Source organism: Streptomyces sp. L-9-10 (assembly GCF_004151105.1).
GTDB lineage: Bacteria > Actinomycetota > Actinomycetes > Streptomycetales > Streptomycetaceae > Streptomyces.
Genome location: NZ_PHRF01000057.1, coordinates 177,327 through 198,070, shown reverse-complemented (window position 1 = coordinate 198,070; position 20,744 = coordinate 177,327). Strand labels below are relative to the sequence as shown.

General features: G+C 71.9%; 14 protein-coding genes. 8 read left to right on the top strand and 6 right to left on the bottom strand.

Features of this window, described 5'->3' with window-relative positions; all coding sequences use genetic code 11:
- The 4 genes from CU044_RS16385 to CU044_RS16365 all read right to left on the bottom strand — a co-directional run.
- Positions 1–3,850: non-ribosomal peptide synthetase (locus CU044_RS16385; protein ID WP_165371908.1), on the bottom strand; the 3,850-nt coding region annotated here is incomplete at its 3' end.
- Positions 3,851–4,084: 234 nt separating this feature from the next.
- The gene (locus CU044_RS16380; RefSeq protein WP_193563985.1) at positions 4,085–5,494 is read right to left on the bottom strand and encodes a serine hydrolase domain-containing protein; all 1,410 of its coding nucleotides are present in this window, start codon (positions 5,492–5,494) and stop codon (positions 4,085–4,087) included.
- A gap of 319 nt (positions 5,495–5,813) precedes the next feature.
- Positions 5,814–8,582, bottom strand: coding sequence for an ABC transporter permease (locus tag CU044_RS16370; protein ID WP_129769318.1), 2,769 nt, complete (start codon positions 8,580–8,582; stop codon positions 5,814–5,816).
- A 5-nt stretch (positions 8,583–8,587) separates the two neighbouring features.
- Complete coding sequence (locus CU044_RS16365; protein ID WP_129769317.1) at positions 8,588–9,406, bottom strand: ABC transporter ATP-binding protein; 819 nt, start codon at positions 9,404–9,406, stop codon at positions 8,588–8,590.
- Between the two features lie 286 nt (positions 9,407–9,692).
- Here CU044_RS16365 and CU044_RS16360 point away from each other — a divergent pair, with 286 nt between their 5' ends.
- On the top strand, positions 9,693–10,904 hold the full coding sequence (locus CU044_RS16360; RefSeq protein WP_129769316.1) for a sensor histidine kinase: 1,212 nt from the start codon (positions 9,693–9,695) through the stop codon (positions 10,902–10,904).
- The gene (locus tag CU044_RS16355; RefSeq protein WP_129769315.1) at positions 10,892–11,560 is read left to right on the top strand and encodes a response regulator transcription factor; all 669 of its coding nucleotides are present in this window, start codon (positions 10,892–10,894) and stop codon (positions 11,558–11,560) included. The genes CU044_RS16360 and CU044_RS16355 overlap by 13 nt, the downstream gene beginning before the upstream one ends.
- Positions 11,561–11,849: 289 nt before the next feature.
- Here the strand turns inward: CU044_RS16355 and CU044_RS16350 are convergent, their stop codons facing one another.
- The gene (locus tag CU044_RS16350; RefSeq protein ID WP_129769314.1) at positions 11,850–12,299 is read right to left on the bottom strand and encodes a hypothetical protein; all 450 of its coding nucleotides are present in this window, start codon (positions 12,297–12,299) and stop codon (positions 11,850–11,852) included.
- Positions 12,300–12,582: 283 nt separating this feature from the next.
- Here CU044_RS16350 and CU044_RS16345 point away from each other — a divergent pair, with 283 nt between their 5' ends.
- Complete coding sequence (locus CU044_RS16345; protein WP_165371907.1) at positions 12,583–13,452, top strand: thioesterase; 870 nt, start codon at positions 12,583–12,585, stop codon at positions 13,450–13,452.
- Here the strand turns inward: CU044_RS16345 and CU044_RS16340 are convergent.
- Entirely contained in the window at positions 13,334–13,969 is a 636-nt protein-coding gene (locus tag CU044_RS16340; RefSeq protein WP_275670197.1) for an ATP-binding cassette domain-containing protein, read from the bottom strand. The two genes, CU044_RS16345 and CU044_RS16340, sit on opposite strands and share 119 nt — an antisense overlap.
- 453 nt (positions 13,970–14,422) lie before the next feature.
- Here CU044_RS16340 and CU044_RS16335 point away from each other — a divergent pair, with 453 nt between their 5' ends.
- The 5 genes from CU044_RS16335 to rbsD all read left to right on the top strand — a co-directional run bounded on the left by CU044_RS16335 (position 14,423) and on the right by rbsD (position 20,727).
- Positions 14,423–15,580, top strand: a complete 1,158-nt coding sequence (locus CU044_RS16335; RefSeq protein WP_129769311.1) for a LacI family DNA-binding transcriptional regulator — start codon at positions 14,423–14,425, stop codon at positions 15,578–15,580.
- The gene (locus tag CU044_RS16330) at positions 15,577–17,139 is read left to right on the top strand and encodes a sugar ABC transporter ATP-binding protein (protein ID WP_129769310.1); all 1,563 of its coding nucleotides are present in this window, start codon (positions 15,577–15,579) and stop codon (positions 17,137–17,139) included. The genes CU044_RS16335 and CU044_RS16330 overlap by 4 nt, the downstream gene beginning before the upstream one ends.
- On the top strand, positions 17,129–19,180 hold the full coding sequence (locus tag CU044_RS16325) for a substrate-binding domain-containing protein (RefSeq protein WP_129769309.1): 2,052 nt from the start codon (positions 17,129–17,131) through the stop codon (positions 19,178–19,180). Before CU044_RS16330 ends, CU044_RS16325 begins: the two co-directional genes overlap by 11 nt.
- Before the next feature lie 72 nt (positions 19,181–19,252).
- A complete protein-coding gene (locus CU044_RS16320; protein WP_129769308.1) occupies positions 19,253–20,344 on the top strand; it encodes a ribokinase in 1,092 nt (363 codons plus the stop codon).
- Positions 20,341–20,727 carry a D-ribose pyranase gene (gene rbsD / locus CU044_RS16315; RefSeq protein ID WP_129769307.1) on the top strand — a complete coding sequence of 129 codons (387 nt, stop codon included), beginning with the start codon at positions 20,341–20,343 and terminating at the stop codon, positions 20,725–20,727. The genes CU044_RS16320 and rbsD overlap by 4 nt, the downstream gene beginning before the upstream one ends.
- The last annotated feature ends 17 nt before the right edge of the window (positions 20,728–20,744 follow it).

The window sequence follows — 20,744 nt, the reverse complement described above, 5'->3', positions numbered from 1 at the left end:
CACCCGTCGAACCCGACGTATAAATCACATACGCCGGCTGCCGCACATCCACCGACACCTCAGGAAGAACCGACGACAACCCCGCCAACTCCCCACCCGAAGCGTCGATATGGACAACCCTGGCGTGATCGTCGGCGGACAGCTCCGCACGCGCGGACGACTCGGCGAGCATCAGAACGGAACCGGAGTCCGCCAGCATGTGCGCGAACCGGTCCGCGGGGAACTTCGGGTCCAGGGGCACATACACACCGCCCGCGTGCACCACGCCCAGCAGGGCGACGAGCCACTCCACGCCGCGCTCCATCGCCACCGCGACGCGCTGCCCAGGACGCACCCCCTCACCGATCAGGAAGTGCGCCAGCCGCGCCGCCCGCCCGTGCAGCTCCGCGTACGTCAGCGTCACCTCGTCAGTGATCACCGCGGGCAGGTCAGGAGTCCGTTCCAGCTGAGCGCGGAAGATCCCTGCCAGCGTCAGCCGCTCCGACCGCTCCTCACCCGTGCCCCACTCCTCCAGCAGCCTTCTGGTCTCCTCGGGGTCCAGCGTGCCCGCCTCGGCCATGGGCCGGTCCGGGGCGGCGGTCAGCTCGCCCAGCAGCGTGCGGAGGGTGTGGGTGAGACGGTCCATGGTGCCGGCGTCGAAGAGATCGGTGCTGTACTCGACAGACCCGGTGAGCCCGCCGTCGGCGTTGTGCCAGAACTCCAGCGTCACATCGAACAGCGCGGCCTCACGCGGAAGGTCGGTGTCCGACGCCTCGATGCCCGGCAGTTCGGGAACTCCGGCCGGGGCGTTCTGGAGGACGAGCATGACCTGGATGAGCGGGGGTCTGCTCGGGTCGCGTTCGGGGAGTACGGCGTCCACGACCCGGTCGAACGGCACCAGCGCGTGGTCCAGCGCCTGCCGCACGCTCTCCCGCGCACGGTCGGTGAACTGCGCGAAGGTCAGCGACTCGTCCACCTCCGCACGCAGCACCAGTGTGTCGACGAAGAAGCCCACGAGGTCGGCGAGTTCGGCACGGTCCCGGCCCGATCCCGCCGTGCCGAGCACGATGTCGCGCCGGCCCGACCAGCGGGCGAGCAGCAGCTGAGTGGCGGCGGCGAGTGGCGCGAAGAGCGTGGTGCCCCGCGCCCTGCCGACGGCGGTGAGTCCCCGGACGGTCTCGGCCGGCACCTCGAACAGCCGTCGCGCGCCGGCCGAGGTGCGGACGGCGGGGCGCGGCCGGTCGATGGGCAGTTCCAGCGGCGTCACACCGGCCAGTTCCCGCTTCCAGTGGGCGAGTTGCTCCTCCACCTCCGGTTCGTCCAGCCGGTGGCGCTGCCAGGCGGCGAAGTCGGCGTACTGGACCGCGAGTTCGGGCAGCCCGGCAGCGGCGAGCACAGCATCGGCACCACCGGACCGCACCGCAAGAGCGGCCGAGTACAGCGCGCCCAGCTCCCGTGCGATCACCTCCATCGACCAGGCGTCGGCGGCAATGTGGTGCGCGGTGAGCACGAGCACGTGATCGTCAGGCACCGTGCGCACCAGCAGCGCGCGCAGTACGGGGCCGGAGCCGAGGTCGAAGGGCGCGGACACCTCGGCGCGCAGTACCTCGTCGAGCCGTCCCTCGTGATCCCCGCCAGACGGATCCCCGCCGGACGGATCCCCACCAGAGAGATCCCCGCCTGCCAGATCAGCGACCGGCAGCGGCACCGGCACCGGCTCTCCGATGATCTGGAGCACCTGTCCGTCGGCCTCGGCGTACGTGGTGCGCAACGGCTCGTGCCGGGCGACGAGCGCGGTCAGCGCGGTGGCGAGCGCGTCAATGCGCAGTTCCCCGGAGAGCCGCAGCCCTGTGGCGCAGTTGTACGCCGCTCCGCCCGGCTCGTACGCGTCCAGGAACCACAGCCGCTGTTGCGCGGACGAGGCCACCAGCGCCCCGCTCCGGTCGGCGGGGGCGAGCGGGGCCGCGGTCCCCGTCTCCCGGCCGCCGCCGCTCTCACTCAGCCCGGCGGCGTACGCGGCGTACGCGGCGATGGTCGGGTGGTCGAAGAGCGCGGTGGACGTGGGGGTGAGTCCGAGCCTCCGCTCGACCTGGAAAGCCATCCGCAGACCGGAGATGGAGTCGCCGCCGATGGAGAAGAAGTCCTCCGTCACACCGATCCGCGAGCGGCCGAGCACGTCTTCCCAGATCCCGGCGAGTTCCGATTCCAGTGCGGTGCGCGGTGCCGCGTACGGGACGGACTCGGGCCGGCCCATGTCACCGGCGAGTTCCGTGGGGGCGGGCAGCGCCCTGCGGTCGACCTTGCCGTTGGGTGTCAGTGGCAGCCGGTCCATGGCGATGTAGGAGGTCGGCACCATATGGACGGGCAGCCGGCCCGAGGCGTGCCGGCGCAGCTCGGCTGCTCCGGGGCCGCCCTCACGGCCCACCGGCACGTAGTGGGCGACGAGTTGGTCCGTACCGGCGTTCTCCACCAGCGTGACCACCGACTGGAGGACCGCCTCGTGCCCGGTGAGCACGGCCTCGATCTCGCCCAGCTCCACGCGCAGACCACGGATCTTGACCTGGCCGTCGGCGCGGCCGATGAACTCGTGCTCGCCTCCCGGAAGCAGTCTGACCAGGTCGCCGGTGCGGTACATCCGGGACCCCGGGGGGCCGTACGGGTCGGCGACGAACCGTTCGGCGGTCAGCCCCGGACGGTTGACGTACCCCCGGGCCAGGCCGTCGCCCGCGATGCACAGCTCGCCGGTCCCGCCGTCGGGCACCGGTCGCAGCTTCTCGTCCAGGACCATGACCCGGGCGCCGTCGATGGCCCGGCCGATTCCGGGCGAATCGGTGAGGTCGGCGGGCAGCGGCCCGTTGAGGGTGACGGTGACGGTCGCCTCGGTGGGTCCGTACATATTGATCATCCGTCGGCCGGCGGCCCAGCGGGCGACCAGTTCCGGCGGGCAGTTCTCGCCGCCGGTGGCCAGCGCGCGCAGGTGTGGCAGCTCGATCGGCGGTGCCACCGTGGCCAGTACGGACGGCGGCATCATGGTGTGGGTGACGGCGGCGTCGGCGAGCAGGGCCCCGAGCGCTTCACCGACGGCCTGGGTGGGGCTCTCGGGCAGGATCAGCGTGGCGCCCGCGTACCAGGTCTGCACCAGGTCGGCGATGGAGACGTCGAAGTTGGGCGAGGCGAACTGGAGTACCCGGCTGTCCTCGTCGATGGCCAGCGCCGCCACATGGGCGAGGGCGAGGTTCCCGAGTCCGCGATGGGTGACGGCGACACCCTTGGGCGTGCCGCTGGAACCCGAGGTGAACAGAATGTACGCGGTGTTGTCGAGGTGCGTGGCGTCCAGATGGGTGTTGTCCAGGTGGGTGGTGTCCGGATGCGTGGCGTCCGGGTGCGTGGCGTCCGGGTGCGTGGTGACGTCCGGCGCGGTGTCGGGGTCTTCCGGAACCATCCCCGCCAGGCTCTCCAGGGACAAGGTGTCGGGTGCGTTGTCCGGCCGCGCCCCCGGCCCGTCGTCGCTGATCACCAGCTCGATCCCGGCGTCCTCGACCATGAACGACAGCCGCTCGGCCGGGTAGTTGGGGTCGAGCGGTACGTAGGCCCCGCCCGCCTTGAGGACGGCGAGCAGCGAGACGATCAGCTCGGGGCCGCGCCGCAGGCAGACACCCACCCGGGTCTCGGATCGCACGCCCCGGGCGGCGAGCCGGTGTGCGAGCCGGTTGGCGCGCCGTTCGACCTCGGCGTAGCTGAGCCGGACGGCGCCCCACTCGACGGCGGTGTGTTCGGGTCGACGCGCCGCCTGGCTCTCGAACAGCCCGTGCAGGGTGACATCACCGGCTGTCCGACGGCCGTGCGTGAGGGAGTTGCTGTCTGAGTTCATGTCGAGACCCCATGGAACGCCGAGAGGGAGGGTGGCCTGTGCCGTGTGCGGGACGCCGGTCCGAGGGAATCGGGCACTGATCGCACCCATCTCGTCACACTGAGTGACAATGACGTACGTGCGTGACCGCCAGACGCGTTCCTGTCCCGCGCGTCTGCCCTACAACACCGCTTGTTCTCTGGCTGGTTGATCCCGCCGTGGCCGCCCGCTCAGCGCGGCCGGGCACGGCGGTGGTCAGTGTGGTTGTGCCGCGACCGGCTGGCGCAGCAGCGTACGGCCGCTGTACTGGAGGACACGTACGTCCCCGGTGGCCGCGTCCTTGAGGAATCGGCCGAGGAACACACCCGCGTCCCCCGGCCGGCTGGAGAAGACCAGCCCGCTGTGGGAGGCGGCGGAGTCCCGTGCGCCGTTGGGGAGTTCCAGCAGTATGTTGCGGTCGTCGAGACTGACCGTGACAGCGAGATCGCCGTTACGGTAGGTGCCGGCGCAGTCCGCGAATCCCGCCGTGGATCCGGGGGACGGCGGCACCATGCTGTAGACGCCGACGGAGATGCCCACGGACCGCAGCTCGCGGAGCACCGCCTCCCACAGCCCTTGCCCGGTGGCCGAGTTGGTCGTCAGCGCGACCACGGTCCCCTGGCTCGGCTGGATGCGCAGATGACAGGTGGTGCCGTCCAGCGTTCCGTCGTGGCCGAGCCAGCGGTCCTCCGCCGGGCCGAAGTGGCCGAGGCCCAGACCCCAGCCGTCGGCCAGTCCGAAGGGCTCCGCACCGGCGACGGGCCGGGCCATCTCGCGCAGTGCGTCGAAGTCGGCCACGGCGTCCCTGTCCAGGTCACCAGGGTCGTCCAGGTGCAGTTGGGCGAAGCGTACGAGGTCGGCGGCGCTGCCGGCGAGCCCGCCCGCGGGGGTGAAGCCCGCGTCGGCCGAGCAGCGCACGGAGTGCACCACGCGGTCGCCGCCGGGGGTGGTGTGTGTGGTGTGTCCGGACACCGCGCGGACCGGCTCTCCGTCGCGCGGGGTGCCGGGCAGCAGGCCGATCCCGGCGCCCAGCGGTGCCAGCAGGTAATCACGTACGGCCTGCCACCAGGTCAGTCCGGTGGCGGCCTCGACGACACGGCCCGCGATGCCGTAGCCGACGTTGGAGTAGGAGAAGGAGCCGGGGGCGGGCCAGAGCGCGGGCGCGTCCGCCGGTCCTGTGGCCAGGAAACCGGTGAGCCAGCGGCGCAGCGAGGTGGCGTCCCCGTCGTCGTGGTCGGACGGCAACCCGGCGGTGTGGCTGAGGAGTTGACGTAGCGTGGCGTCGAGTCCCGGGTGGCCGTCGGCGACGGCCCGTTCGCCGAGCCAGGTGCGCACCGGAAGATCCAGGCCGAGGTCGCCGTCGGAGACCAGCTGGAGTACGGAGGCGGCGGTCAGCGCCTTGGTGACGGAGCCGTAGGGGAAGGCGGAGTCACGGTGCACGGGGCGTCCGCCGCCGTACTCCTCCTCACCGAACTCCCAGGTGCGCAGGGTCCCTTGGTGGTACACCGCCAGCTGTCCGCCGACCACTCCGTGCTCCTCGGCCAGGCTGCCGGGACAGCCGATTCGGTCGAGCGGATGGCTGAAGGGAGCGCCACTGACCTTCTCTTCCGCGATGGTCCCCAACACTGCGAACAAGCTCCTTCTTCACTGTGCGCGAAGTCCGGCGTGTACCGCGCGGCTCGGCGGCCGACCGCTTCAGTCGCGCGCAGTCGACCGCACGAAAAGGATTCTTCAGCAGAGGTGAAGGCTCGAACAAGGATTTAAGTGCTGTTGTAAACACCGAGCCCAGAGGCCTGATCACGAAGACTTTCGAGGACGGGGGCGATCTCCGGGCCCCCACCCGGCCGGCCTCCGGACCCGCCCCGGCCGGCCTCCGCACCCGGCCCGGCCGGCCTTCCGGACCCCACCCGGCCGGCCTCCGGGCGCCCGCCCCGTCATTGACCTGTCAGCCGTGGCCGACCACGGTCGGCGGCCGTTTGCGCAGCACGGACCTCAGTGGCAGCACGTACCCGGCCCCGGCGGTGACGACCACGGCCAGCACCACCAGTCCTGCCTGGCCCGGGGGCATGTAGGGCCAGGATCCGGTCGTCGCGAGGCTGAAGGCCAGGAGCGGAACGAGCGCGGTCACCGTGCCCACCACCAGCCCCACCAGCATCACGGTCATCGCCTCGATCCGGAGCATCCAGCGGATCTGCCGCCGGCCCGCGCCCACCAGCCGCAGCAGGATCACCTCCTGGCGGCGGCCGACCATGATGAGAACGAGCGTGCTGAGCACCGCGATGACCGTGAAGCCGCCGATCACACTCACCGCGACCAGGGAGATGACCTGGCCGACGCCACGGTCCTCGGTCCGCAGGTGCTCGCCCTTCGGCCGCTCCGTGACCGTCGCCCCGGGCGCGGCGCCCGCCAGCACCCGCTCGACCGCCGCTTTCACGTCCTGGAGGGCGGCTCCGGGCGCCAGGCTCAGCAGGACGCGCGTGTTGAGCGGTGCGGCCAGGTGAGGCGCCAGTTCGGCGGGGGCGAACAGGAAGTCGCCGAGCGCCAGGGACCGTTCGTAGACCGCGGCCACCCGCAGCGGCACGTTCGCGCCGTCGCCGTAGCGCACCGTGACCTTGGAGCCGATGTCCAGGTCCAGCGACCGTGCCCGCTCCTCCCCCACCGCGACGGTGCCCGCGCGCAGGTCGCCGAGATCGCCCGAGGTGACCTTCGGGTCGATGGTGGCGGGCAGCGCCGACGGGTCCAGGGCCATCACCGGCAGCCGGTCCAGCCTCGGCTCCCCGGCTTCCTTGCGGGCCAGTACGACCGTGCTGTGCAGCACCCCGGAGGCAGCCGCCACACCGGGCACCTCCTTGACCCGGCGCACCGTCTCGTCCGGGATTCCCGGCCCTTCCGTGGTGACGGCCAGTTCGGCCCGCATGGCCTGGCCCGACTGCCGGCCGCCCTGTGTGTCGAGGGTCGCCCCGGCCGAGAGCTGGACCCCGGCGAAGGCCACCACGAGCACGATCGGGGTGATCGCGGCGCCCAGTCTGCGGGAGTTGGCCCGGGAGGCGGCGGCGGCGAGATAGCCGCCCGCACCGCCCAGCCGCTCCGCGGGCACACCGAGCACCCGCATGGCACCCCACGCGATCCAGGGCCCGAGCAGCGCGCACGCGATGACCAGGCACACGGCCGCGGTGCTGGCGGCCATGGCGGCCAGTTCCCCGAACTGGAGGACCGCGGTACCGGCCGCGCCGCATCCCAGGACCAGCATCACGACGCCGGTGACGGCCCGGCCCCGGCCGAACTGTTCGGCCTCGCTCTGGGCCTCGCCCATCGCCTGTGCGGGGCGCACCTTGGCGATACGGCCGCAGGCGATCGCGGCGGCGATCCTGGCCACCAGTACCGTCAGAGCGCCGGTGACCAGCGGGGCCGCGTACATCCAGAAGGGGGCGGGGAGTTCGAGACCGACCGGCACCGCGCCACGCGTCCTCAGCATCTTGATCAGCGCCAGGAACACCGGCACCGCGCCGATCGCGCCGGCCACGCCGGCGGTCGCGGCCACCACGTTGACCTCCCGGCCGACCATGGCACGCAGCTGCCGGGGGGTCGCGCCCACCGCGCGCAGCAGCGCCATCTCGCGGAAGCGCTGGTGGATCGCCTGGGCGACGGTGCTGGAGACCACGAGCAGGGCGATCAGTACGACCAGCGCGCAGACCGAGCCGAGCAGTGCCAGCAGACTCATCCGGCTGGGGGCGGAGGTGACGAACTCCGTTTCGCCGCGCCCGTTTCCGGTCAGCACGCGCAGTGAGGTGTTGTCGTCCTTGTACCGTGCGTCGGCGGCGGCGCTGCGGGCCGGGCGCTCACCGTCCAGCGCTTCGCGCAGCCGTGGATGGAGTGTGCCGGCGCTGACGCCGGGGTCGGCGAGCACGCCGATGGCGTCGGTGGTCTCCGGGTGGCCGGCGAGGAGGCGGGCCCGCTCGTCGCTGAAGAAGACGGCGCCCTGGTTGCCGAGCCCGCTGTCGTCCGCCCGCCCCTCGGGCGCCGCGATGCCGGAGACCCGGTACGTCTCGGGCGCGCCCGTGGACTGGAGCCGTACCTCGTCGCCGACCCGGACACCGGCCCGTTCGGCGAGATCTCCGTCCAGCACGACCTGCTCAGGACCCGCCGGGGCCCGGCCGTCGCGGAGGGTGAACGGCGCGAGCGCGGCGGCGCGCCAGGTGTGCCCGTAGACCGGGGAGGCCCCGGAGTCGCTGTCGGGGCCGGCCACGAGCGCGCCGTCCGCGCCGGTCAGCGCGACCGGGAAGGTGTCGTCGGCGATGGCCGCCCGTACGCCGGGGACGGCCTCGATCCGGGGCAGCACCGAGCGCGGCACCCGCACCCGTTCGGTGAGCGCCGCCGTCTGCGTCTGCTGCTTGGACCCCCAGGGCTTGGCGGTGAAGCGTGTCTCCTGGTCGCCTGCGACGACCGCCGCGGCGGCGGCGTAGCGCTCCACGCTCGCGTGGCCGAGGGCGGCGGACAGTACGGCGAGACCGAAGCTGCTGAGCACGAGCGAGGTGAGCAGCAGGGCCGCGAACACCGCCGTCCACGCCTTGGTGTGGATCCGCATCGAGCGGCCGGCGAGGAAGCGCGCGATATGGCGGGTGCGGGCCGGGCTGTCGTGGTTACGGGCCAGCTCGTGCGGGCCGGGTGGCCGGGCCGGGTCGGCGCCGGGGAGCGTGCTGGATCCGAGCGGCATACCCGTCACGCCTCCCTGAGCTCTGACAGCATCCGCGTCACGGCGTCGGCCCCGGGGTTGGGCAGCCGGCCGACGATCCGCCCCGCCTCGATGAAGAGGGCCTCGTCCGTCCAGGACGCGGCGAGCGCGTCATGGGTGACCATCACGACGGTGTGCCCCTGCCGCTCGACCGCGTCGCGCAGGAGTACGAGCACATCCCGCGCGGTGACCGGGTCGAGCGCGCCGGTCGGCTCGTCCGCGAAGATCACGGCGGGGTCGGTGACCAGCGCGCGGGCGATGGCGACGCGCTGCTGCTGGCCGCCGGAGAGCCGCAGTGGCGAGTCCTCGGCCCGGTCGGCGAGCCCGACCGACTCCAGTACCTGGAGGGCGCGTTCCCGGACGGCGGGGCTGTCGGGCCGCTCACCGGCCAGCAGCAGGGGCAGCGCGGTGTTCTCCCGGACGCTGAGCGAGGGCACCAGATTGAGCGCCTGGAACACGAAGCCGATCCGCTCCCGGCGCAGCCGGGTGAGCGCGGCCTCGCTGAGCCGCGACAGGTCGGTGTCGCCGAGCCGCACCGTGCCGGACGTGGGCTGGTCGAGGCCGGCGGAGCACTGGAGGAAGGTTGTCTTGCCTGATCCGGAGCGGCCCATGACCGCCAGGAACGTGCCGCGTTCGACGGTCGCGGTGACTCCGTCCAGGGCGTTCACGGGGGTGCCGTTGCGCCGGTAGCGACGCGTGACCGACTCCAGTGTCAGCGCCGGCGCGGGGCCGGGGACGGCGCTGATCGAGGCCCCTCGGGTGCCGCTTCTCGCCGTGGCACGTTTCCCCGTGCGAAGCCTGACCATGTGTGTGCGCCTTCCAGGCAGTACGGCCAGGGTGCGGCCGTGTCCGTGCCAGCCGGCCAACTGCCCCGCCAGATGGCTTGTTCCTCCTGGTGAGAACGGTACGGAACGGTCGGCCCCGGCACGATGGAGCGCACACCCGTCCTGGGGTTCAGCCTGCGTCACCCCGGCTGGGGTGACGGACGTACCTCGCGAACAGCCGGTTCGCATTAACGTGATCGGAAGGGTCCGTCGTCCACCGGACGCCCGTCCTGCCCCGGACGACCGTCCTGCCCTCAGGGAGCCCGCCGTGCGTGACTTCTCCATCCAGCTCCAGCGTTCCTGGCATGACACGTACTATCTGGTGCTCGCCCTCCCGGTGGCGTCGATGTGCTTTCTGATGGCCGCCGCCGTACCACTGGGGCTGGTCTTCATGGCGCTCATCATCGGCGCTCCCGCCTGGCCCGATCTCGTGCGATTACTCCGCAGACTGGCCGGATACGAGCGGGTGCGGGCCGGTACCCGGCTCCGTGCGCCGGTCCCGGAGCAGTATCTGCCGCTCGACGGTGTGCCGGCGGACCGGCTGCGGCTGTCGCTGACGGACCCCGGCACCTGGCGCGACGCGCGCTGGCTGCCGTTGCAGATCCTCATCACCCTGCTGTTCTGCGCGGTGGCCATCCTGGTGTGGGTGGTCGGGCTGGTGGTGGACGGGCTCAACATGGGGGTGGGCGGCGCCGTCGCGCGGCGCCGCGAGGACGCGTACGGTACGCCCGCCAAGCCCCGAACCCCGCTGGTGCTGCACCGGCTCGGCACGCTCGCGGACACCCAGGCCGCGTGGAGCGCGGCGCTGCTGCGGCCGAAACCGTCCGCACGGCTGGTGGACCGGATCGCGGAGCTGTCGGAGAGCCGGGCGGGCGCGGTGGAGGCGCACAGTGCCGAACTGCGCCGTATCGAACGGGACTTGCACGACGGCGTACAGGCGCAGCTGGTGGCGCTTTCGATGCGGATCGGGCTGGCCAAACAGCTGGTGCGGACGAATCCGGACGCCGCGCTGGCCCGGCTGGACGAGGCGCAGTCGGGCGTGGAGAGCACACTGGCGGACCTGCGGCATGTGGTGCGTACGGTGCACCCGCCGGTGCTGACCGACCGCGGTCTGGCCGGCGCGGTCCGCGCCCTGGCGGCGTCCTCGGAGATCCCGGTGGAGATGGGCCTCGGCTCGGTGGAGAACTCCTTCCGGCTGCCGGCCGCGGTCGAGGCCGCGGCGTACTTCGTGGTGGCCGAGGGGCTGACCAATATCCGAAAGCATTCCCGGGCCACCCAGGCGTCGGTGCGCTTCACCCGGGGCAACGGCATACTGAGGGTCATCGTGGCCGACAACGGCCGCGGTGGCGCCGACGAGCACGAGGGCAGTGGTCTGATCGGCATCCGCCGGCGCGTCGCCGCGCTTGACGGCACGGCGAGCCTTTCCAGCCCACTCGGTGGGCCGACCAAGCTGAAAGTGGAGCTGCCTTGCGGATCGTGATCGCGGAGGACAACGCCCTCTTACGTGAGGGAATGGTCCTGCTGCTGACCAGCAATGGCCATGAGGTGGTGGCGACGTGCGCCGCCGGGCCGGAGGTGATGCCCGCGCTGCGCGAGCACCGCCCGGACGCGGCGGTGCTGGACGTACGGCTGCCGCCGACCTTCCGTGACGAGGGGCTGCGCGCGGCGGTACAGGCCAGGAGCGAACTGCCCGACCTGCCGATCCTGGTGCTGTCCCAATATGTCGAACAGACCTACGCGGCCGAGCTGTTGGCCCAGGGCGCGCGCGGCATCGGCTACCTGCTCAAGGACCGGGTGGGGCGGGTGGAGCAGTTCCTCGAGGCGCTGGAGCGCATCACCACCGGCGGGACGGCCCTGGACCCCGAGGTGGTCACCGAGATCCTCAGCCAGAAGGCCGCCGCGCGGCCGTTGCAGGCGCTGACGCCGCGTGAGCACGAGGTGCTGGAGATGATGGCGCAGGGGCTCGCCAACGGGGCCATCGCGGAGCGGCTGGTCATCACCGAACGGGCGGTCAGCAAACACATCCGGGGAGTCTTCGACAAGCTCGGACTGCCGCCCGAGGGCGGAAACGTGCACCGCCGGGTACTGGCCGTGCTGGCCTATCTGGGCAATCACGCACCGGAGAACTCCGCATGACGTTCACACGGCCCACGCCGTGAGCGGGGCCCGGGGGATCGCGCCCCGGGCAGCGGAAAAGCCCCGGGCATCCGGAGACGGGGGAGGCTCCGAACGCCCGGGGCGGGGATTCCGCACTGCCACGACGGGGGAATGAACAGCCGTGGGAATCCCGGCTTATGGGTGCGGCCGTATCCCGGGCCGCCGCATCTCGGGCAGCCGTATCCGGGCCGCCGCATCCAGACCGCTGTATCTCAGTGGCCGTTTCTCAGCGGCCGTTTCTGAGCCGCTGTTTCTCGGCCGCCGTTTCTCAGCCGAACGAGATGCAGGTGTTACGGATAATCTTGATCCGCTTGGTGGTCTCCGAGATGATTTCGCCCACCGAGTCGGGATCGCGACCGCCGGGCGAGACACCGCGTAATTCCTTGGCGGCCTCACGGAGCTTCTCGTCGTCGGTGTCCTCCGCCAGCTGGGCGATCTCGTCGGCGAGATCCTTGAGTTCCTTCTCCGCCGCCTCCGGGTCCTTCGAATCGGAGAAGTTGGTGGACTTGGCGAGAATCTTCTCGCACGCGTCTCCGCGGCTCTTGGCGTTCTCAGGCCCCTCGCACGCGGCCATACCGAGCATCGCCGGTACGACGATGAGAGCGGCGAGCACCGCCCTGGCCGCGGTCCGCCGCGGGCCGCGCGCCGGCCGCGCCGGGCCGGGGCCACGACCGGCGGGCGTACCGCCGGTGGCTGTCCTCTGGGCTGTGTCCGCCATGGAAGTGCTCCCACTCGTGCCCGTCGTATCGCGGTCGAGCCGCGCCGTCTGCCTCCATCGTGTCGGGCGGCGGGGTTCAGGTCAGTACACCGCGTACCCGGACCGGGGTGGCCCCTGCACCACCATCACGGGTTCAGCACGCCGCGTGAACGCGCTGACGCCCGTCCCCAGCAGGGCAGTTACGTCCAGGCTTAAAGGGCTGCCGGACGCCGCCCCGTGGTGGGACCATGCGGCCATGTCCCGGCCCCACCCCCATCCCGACCCCCGGCGAAGGTGACTCATCGTGGCTCAGAACCGACCTTCCGCACCTCGGCGCGCACCGCGCTGGGTGGCGTCCAGGCCGCCGCGGCCCGCGGCGGACGTACGGCTGTTCTGCTTCCCGTACGCCGGCGGCGGAACCAGCATCTTCCGTTCCTGGGCAAGCCACTTGGACGAGAGTGTCGAGGTGTGCCCTGTGCTGCTCCCCGGCCGTGAGGAGCGGTTCAGCGAGCCGCCGCACACCCGGGTGACGGAACTGGTGCCGCTGCTGGCCGACCGGATGGCGAGCTGGTTCGACAAGCCGTTCGCGTTCTTCGGCCACAGCATGGGCGGGGAGATCGCGTTCGCGCTCGCCGAGTATCTGTGCGCGCGGGGCCCGGGTACGGCGCGGCCCGGACATGTCTTCGTCTCGGGATGCGTACCGTTCCCGGGCCCCGTCCAGCGGCATACGCTCCCCGACCCCGAACTGCTGGCGGAGGTGAGGGAGATGAACGGGGCTCCGGCGGAGTTCCTGAACAGCCCCGAGCTGATCGAGCTGATGCTGCCCACGCTGCGGGCGGACTTCACCCTGGCGGAGACCGCGCTGCCGGACCCCGCCTCGGTGCTTCCGGTGCCGCTGACCGCCTTCGCGGGCACGGACGATCCGGAAGCAGGTCCGGGGCAGGCCAAAGCGTGGGCGCGGCACGCCGGCGGGCCGTTCGAGATGCACGAGCTGGCGGGAGATCACTTCTTCCTGCACGACCCGGTTCCGCTGCTCGACATCGTCGGACGGGTCCTCAGCTCAGGCTCGGGTCCGTGCAGTTCCGGCGCGGATCCTCAGGGTCCTGGCTCCGATGGCCGGCGCCCCGGCCCCGGTCCTGGCAGCTACGGCCCGAGCGCTCCAGACAGTCGCTGATCACCTCGGGACCGGCCCCGGCGACCATGTCGACGACGCCCCCGTCCCGCAGGAACACCACGGCGTCGGCGCAGGCGGCCACCGTCGGCGCCGAGGTCGACATCACCGCCGCGACGCCATGCCCCTTCACCGCCCGGCGCAGCGCCGCGCCGGACTCCTCCGAGGCCTCGTCGGCGAGCAGCAGACGCGGCCCGAGCGCGACCGCCGCCGCGACGGAGCCCGCCCCGTCCGGCCCGGACACCCAGGACGCCAGCGGCCCGCGCCCGTCCCCGCTCCCGGGCGCGCGCCGCACCACACCGGAGGATGGCTGGATCTCGCCGGAAAGGCACTTCAACAGCGTGGTCTTACCGGGGCTGCCCTCGCCCATTACCGCGAGAAACACTCCCTCTCTCACGACCAGGCTGACATTCCGCAACGCATAAATGGTCCCGGGTCTCGTCTCGTAAATCTTCGTGACATTTTCGAGGGCGACAACTTCGGACACGCGTTCGACTGATTGGCTCGAATCCACGTGCATCATCGAAACTCTCCCCTTTATCGCACTGTCACGGCGAAATGACCCCGCACCCCGCACCTGCCCGCCGGCACGTCACATACGGCAAAGGTACCGATACCCAGCAGCGCCGGAACAGGGGGGTCCGCAAGTGAATTGCGGGTACAGCTAACCTACCCAAGAACGTAGTGCGGGCACCCGTGACAGCGTGAAAGAGTCCAATTATCGGCACTATCGGCCAGGCACCATTCCCCGCTCAACCTTTCGCCCCGCGTAACACGTCCGAGAAAAGCACTCATCCCTCCGATGCCGCCGGGGCGCGGACAACCGGGCCCACCGGACGGCCGGGCACAGCACGGGGCCCCTCGGGGTGATCATTACGATCCGGTCTCGGGGTACCCCCAAGGTCTTGCCTTCTGCCCGTGTAATCGATTCCAATCCTCCGTGTAATCGATTCCACGAGGAGGTGGACCGACGATGGCGGGCATCAAGGATGTCGCGGCCGAGGCAGGCGTGTCCGTCGCCACGGTGTCGCGGGTACTCAACGACCATCCGTCGGTCAGCCCCGCGTCCCGCGCCCGGGTGCTCGCCGCCGTCGCCGCGCTGGGCTACCGGCCCAACGCCGTGGCCCGGTCCCTGCGCACCGACCGGACCCGCACGCTCGGCCTGGTCATCAGCGATGTGCTCAACCCGTACTTCACGTCGCTGGCCCGCGCGGTCGAGGAGGAGGCGCGGACGCTCGGGTACAGCGTGATCATCGGAAACGCCGACGAGCGGCCCGAGTTGCAGGACCACCACGTCCGTACGCTCCTCGACCGCCGGATCGACGGGCTGCTGGTGTCGCCCACCGACCGCGGTTCACCGCTGATACGCGACGCGGTGCGTGCCGCGACCCCGATCGTCTTCGTGGACCGTTGGATCCCGGGCGTCGAGGTGCCCGTCGTACGGTCCGACGGCCGCGCCGCCGTACGCGATCTGGTCGGCCATCTGCTGCGGATCGGCCACCGCAGGCTCGCGATCATCGCGGGCCCCGCGACCACCACCACCGGCAGCGAACGTGTCGACGCCTTCCGTACGGCACTGGGCGAGCACGGGGTCGCGCTGCCCGACGCGTACATCGGCCAGGGCGACTTCCAGGCCGAGAGCGGACGCCGGGCCGCGGAGGGTTTCCTCGATCTGCCCGAGCCTCCCGACGCCGTGTTCGCGGCGGACAATCTGATGGCCCTCGGCGCTCTCGACGCGATCCGCGCCCGGGGTCTGAGCGTCCCGGAGGACATCGCGCTCGCGGCCTTCGACGACATCCCCTGGTTCGTGCACACGGATCCGCCGATCACGGCCATCGCGCAGCCGACGGACGAACTGGGCCGGGCCGCCGTACGGGCGCTGGCCGAACGCATCGCCGGCCGGGTCCCGCCGTCCGTCACACTCCCCGCCCGGCTGGTCGTACGCCGCTCCTGCGGCGCGGAGTTCCCGCCGGCCCCCCGGCGTCCCGAGCCCTCGGAGCGCGCGTCGTCAGCACACCGCGCCCCAGCACAACACAGCGCCGCGGCACACGGCCCACCACCACACAGTCCGCCACCACACGGCCCGTCAGCACACAGCCCGTCAGCCCGAACGCGAAGGAGCGACCCGTGAGCCACCCGGACGAGTTGCTGCGTGTCGAAGGGATACGCAAGACCTTTCCCGGCGTGGTCGCGCTCGACAGCGTCGACTTCGATCTGCGCCGCGGCGAAGTACACGTCCTGCTCGGCGAGAACGGCGCCGGCAAGAGCACGCTGATCAAGATGCTCTCCGGTGCCTACCGTCCGGACGCCGGCCGCGTACTCGTCGGCGGGCGGGAGGTCCGTATCCAGGGCGCACAGGACGCGGAGCGGCTGGGAATCGCCACCATCTACCAGGAGTTCAACCTCGTCCCCGATCTGACGGTGGCCGAGAACATCTTCCTGGGCCGCCAGCCGCGCCGCTTCGGCCTGGTCGACCACAAGAGGATGGAGTCGGACGCGGCCGAGCTGCTGGAACGCGTCGGAGTCACCACCCCGCCGCACACCAAGGTGCGTGAACTGGGCATCGCCCGGCTCCAGATGGTCGAGATCGCCAAGGCGCTCAGCCTGGACGCCCGGGTGCTGGTCATGGACGAGCCGACCGCCGTACTGACCTCCGAGGAGGTCGAGCGGCTCTTCCGGATCGTCCGCGCGCTGCGCGAGGACGGCGTGGGCATCGTCTTCATCACCCACCATCTGGAGGAGATCGCGGCGCTCGGTGACCGCGTCACCGTCCTGCGCGACGGCCGCAGCGTCGGGCAGGTGCCCGCGACGACGCCCGAGGATCAGCTCGTACGCCTCATGGTGGGCCGCGACATCGACCAGCAGTATCCGCGCCGGACCGCGGGGACCGGTACCGCCCTGCTGTCGGTGTCGGGGCTGACCAGAGAAGGCGTCTTCCACGATGTGGGCTTCGAGGTGCGCGCCGGTGAGGTCGTCGGTGTCGCGGGGCTGGTGGGCGCGGGCCGTACGGAGGTCGTCCGCGCGGTCTTCGGCGCGGACCACTACGACACGGGCTCGGTACGGGTGGCGGGCGCCGCGCTGCCGCGCCATGACGTGAGCGCGGCGATGGCCGCCGGGATCGGGCTGGTGCCGGAGGACCGCAAGGGCCAGGGCCTGCTGCTCGACGCGTCCGTGGAGGAGAACCTCGGTCTGGTCACCCTGCGTTCGGCGACCCGCGCCGGGCTGGTGGACCGTGCGTCACAGCACACGGCGGCCGCCAGGATCGCCGGGCAGCTCGGCGTCCGGATGGCGGGGCTCGGCCAGCGGGTACGCACCCTGTCCGGCGGCAACCAGCAGAAGGTCGTCATCGGCAAATGGCTGCTGGCCGAGGTCAAGGTGCTGATCCTCGACGAGCCGACGCGCGGTATCGATGTCGGCGCGAAGGTCGAGATCTACGAGCTCATCAACGAACTCACCGCCGCCGGTCACGCCGTGCTGATGGTCTCCAGCGATCTGCCGGAGGTCCTGGGCATGAGCGACCGGGTGCTGGTGATGGCCGGGGGCCGGATCGCCGGTGAACTCACGGCGGAGGAAGCGACACAGGACGCGGTGATGGCGCTGGCCGTCGGCGCCGCGCGCTCATACGGCCCGGAACCCGGGACCGACGCGGACGACGAAGCAGAAGGGGTGGAGGGCTCCCGTGGCCACTGACACGCTCAAGAACACGACAGACGGCGGAAGCGGGCGCGGTGGCGGAGGCGCCCGAGCGGTCCGCCGGCTCCTCCTCGACAATGGCGCGCTGAGCGCCCTGGTCGTTCTGGTGGTGGCGATGTCGCTGCTGTCGGGCGACTTCCTGACCACCCAGAACCTGCTCAACGTCGGTGTGCAGGCGGCCGTGACCGCGATCCTCGCGTTCGGCGTCACGTTCGTCATCGTCACCGCGGGCATCGACCTCTCGGTGGGCTCGGTGGCGGCGCTCTCGGCGACCGTCCTGGCCTGGTCGGCGACGTCGGAGGGGGTGCCGGTGTGGCTGGCCGTCGTGCTCGCCGTGGGCACCGGCATCGCGTGCGGGCTCGTCAACGGCGCGCTCGTCTCGTACGGCAAACTGCCGCCGTTCATCGCGACGCTGGCGATGCTCTCGGTGGGCCGCGGGCTGTCGCTGGTGATCTCGCAGGGCAGCCCGATCGCCTTCCCCGGCTCCGTGTCGCGGATCGGCGACACGCTCGGCGGCTGGCTGCCGGTGCCGGTCCTGGTGATGGTGGCGATGGGGCTGATCACCGCCCTGATCCTGGCCCGTACGTACCTGGGCCGCTCGATGTACGCGATCGGCGGCAACGAGGAGGCGGCGCGGCTGTCCGGGCTGCGTGTCAAGCGGCAGAAGGTCGCCGTCTACGCGCTGTCGGGACTCTTCGCCGCCGTCGCCGGTATCGTCCTGGCCTCCCGGCTCTCCTCGGCGCAGCCACAGGCCGCGCAGGGGTACGAACTCGACGCCATCGCCGCGGTCGTCATCGGCGGCGCCAGTCTGTCGGGCGGTGTCGGCAAGGCGTCCGGCACGCTCATCGGAGCGCTGATCCTGGCGGTGCTGCGCAACGGACTCAACCTGCTGTCGGTGTCGGCGTTCTGGCAGCAGGTCGTCATCGGTGTCGTCATCGCGCTGGCGGTGCTGCTCGACACGGCGCGCTCCCGCGCCGGTGCGTCGGCCGCGCCCGGTGCGTCGGCCGCGCCCGGTGCGTCGGCCGCGCCCGGTGCGTCGGCCGCGCCCGGTGCGTCGGCCGCGCCCGGTGCGTCCGGCTCGGGAGGCGCGGGCGGCTCGGGCCGTAAGGGCGCGAGAGCGCTGAAGTACACCGTCGCCGCGGTGCTGGTGGCCGCCGTCATCGGTGGTGTCTCCTTCTGGAACAACGGGTCCTCCGGCGGCGGGACCAGGCTGGGGCTCTCCCTCTCCACCCTCAACAACCCCTTCTTCGTCCAGCTGAAGGCGGGCGCGGAGGCCGAGGCGAAGGCCAAGGGCGTCGAACTCACCGTCACCGACGCGCAGAACGACGCCTCCCAACAGGCCAACCAGATACAGAACTTCACCAGCGGTGCCATGTCGTCGGTGATCGTCAACCCGGTCGACTCGGACGCGGCGGGGCCGTCCGTACGCGCCGCAAACAAGGCCGGCATCCCGGTGATCGCCGCCGACCGCGGTGTCAACAAGGCGGACGTCGACACGCTGGTCGCCTCCGACAACGTCGCGGGCGGCCGGCAGGCGGCGAAGACACTGGCGGAGAAGCTCGGTGGCGAGGGGCGGATCGTGGTCCTCCAGGGCACGGCGGGCACCTCGGCCAGCCGTGAGCGCGGTCAGGGCTTCGCCGAGGGCATCAAGGCGTACCCCGGCATCAAGGTCGTCGCGCGGCAGCCGGCGGACTTCGACCGCACCAAGGGGCTGGATGTGATGACCAATATGCTCCAGGCGCACAGCGGGGTGAACGGGGTCTTCGCGGAGAACGACGAGATGGCGCTCGGGGCGGTGAAGGCGCTGGGCTCCAAGGCGGGCACGTCGGTCCCGGTCGTCGGCTTCGACGGCACACCCGACGGCCTGAAGGCGGTGAAGGCGGGCACGCTCTACGCCTCGGTGGCCCAGCAGCCGGCGGAACTGGGCCGGCTCGCCGTGCTCAACGCCATCAAGGCCGCGCGGGGCGACGAGGTCGCCCCGACGGTGAAGGTGCCGGTCAAGGTGGTCACGGCGGAGAATGTCGCCGACTTCTCCTGAACACTCGACGGCCTCTGAACACTCCACGGCTTCCGACCACTCGGCGGCCCCAGCGAAAGAGACGAAGAGACAGTGACGTACGACTACGACCTGCTGGTCGTGGGGTCGGCCAACGCCGACCTGGTGATCGGCGTCGAGCGGCGCCCCGGCGCCGGTGAGACGGTGCTCGGCTCGGACCTGTCCGTCCATCCGGGCGGCAAGGGGGCGAACCAGGCGGTCGCCGCCGCCCGCCTCGGAGCCCGTACGGCGCTGCTGGCCCGGGTCGGCGACGACGCGCACGGGCGCCTCCTGCTCGACTCGCAGCGTGCGGCCGGAGTCGACACGGCGGGGGTGCTGTCCGGCGGTGCGCCCACCGGCGTCGCCCTGATCACGGTCGATCCGTCCGGGGACAACAGCATCGTGGTGTCGCCTGGCGCCAACGCCCGGCTGTCCCCGGCGGACATCCGGGACGCGTCGGGTCTGCTGCGGGCCGCGCGGGTGGTCTCGGCGCAGCTGGAGATCCCGTTGGAGACGGTCGGCGAGGTGGTGGCGGGGATGGCGCCGGGCAGCCGGTTCGTACTGAACCCCTCTCCCCCGGTGCCGCTGCCGACCGGGATCCTGGCGGCGTGCGATCCGCTGATCGTGAACGAGCACGAGGCGCGGGTGGTGCTCGGCGGGCCGGTGGCCGACGGCCCGGAGGGGTCGGTGGGCCACGCCCTGGAGTCGGTGGGAGACGACCCGGAGTCGGTGGGCGACGACCCGGAGTCGGTGGGCGACGACCCGGCGGAGTGGGCGAGGGCGCTGCTCGCGCTGGGGCCGCGCTCGGTGGTGATCACGCTGGGCGCGCGGGGCGCGCTGGTGGCGGACGACCGTACGACGGCGCTCGTGCCGTCCGTACCGGTGCGCGCCGTGGACACCACGGGGGCCGGCGACGCGTTCACCGCGGCGCTGGCCTGGCGGCTCGGCGCCGGCGAGAGCCTGACCGCGGCCGCCGCCTACGCGGCGCGGGTGGGTGCGGCGGCGGTGACCACGGAGGGAGCGCAGGTGTCGTTCCCGACGGCCGCGGAGGTGGCGGCGCTCGCGGCAGCGGCCCCCGGGTCCCTCCCGCGAGCGGGCGCGGCGGAACGCCACGTAACCGCTCCCGGACAGACGGTATCCGATCCGGGCCGGGGGGTGGCCGAGTGAAGAGGTCCGGGATCCTGAACCGGCATCTCGCGGGCGCCCTGGCCGAGCTGGGCCACGGGGACGGTGTGCTGGTCTGCGACGTGGGGATGCCGCTGCCCGCGGGTCCGCGCGTGGTGGATCTGGCGTTCCGGGCCGGGGTGCCGCGGTTCGCGGAGGTACTGGACGGTCTCCTGGCCGAGCTGGTCGTGGAGGGCGCGACGGCGGCCCACGAGGTCCGTGACGCCAATCCGGAGGCCGCGCGGCTGCTGGCGACGCTGCCCGGTCTCGGTTTCGTCCCGCACGAGGAGCTGAAGGAGCTGTCGGCTGGCGCGCGTCTGATCGTCCGCACCGGGGAGGCGCGGCCGTACGCGAATGTGCTGTTGCGCTGCGGGGTGTTCTTCTGAGCCGCGGCGCGCGTTCT

Excerpts from the sequence above, each read along its gene's own strand:
- CU044_RS16370 (WP_129769318.1), bottom strand. The coding sequence starts at position 8,582 with ATGCCGCTCGGATCCAGCACGCTCCCCGGCGCCGACCCGGCCCGGCCA.
- CU044_RS16365 (WP_129769317.1), bottom strand. The coding sequence starts at position 9,406 with ATGGTCAGGCTTCGCACGGGGAAACGTGCCACGGCGAGAAGCGGCACC.
- CU044_RS16350 (WP_129769314.1), bottom strand. The coding sequence starts at position 12,299 with ATGGCGGACACAGCCCAGAGGACAGCCACCGGCGGTACGCCCGCCGGT.
- CU044_RS16340 (WP_275670197.1), bottom strand. The coding sequence starts at position 13,969 with ATGCACGTGGATTCGAGCCAATCAGTCGAACGCGTGTCCGAAGTTGTC.
- CU044_RS16335 (WP_129769311.1), top strand. The coding sequence starts at position 14,423 with ATGGCGGGCATCAAGGATGTCGCGGCCGAGGCAGGCGTGTCCGTCGCC.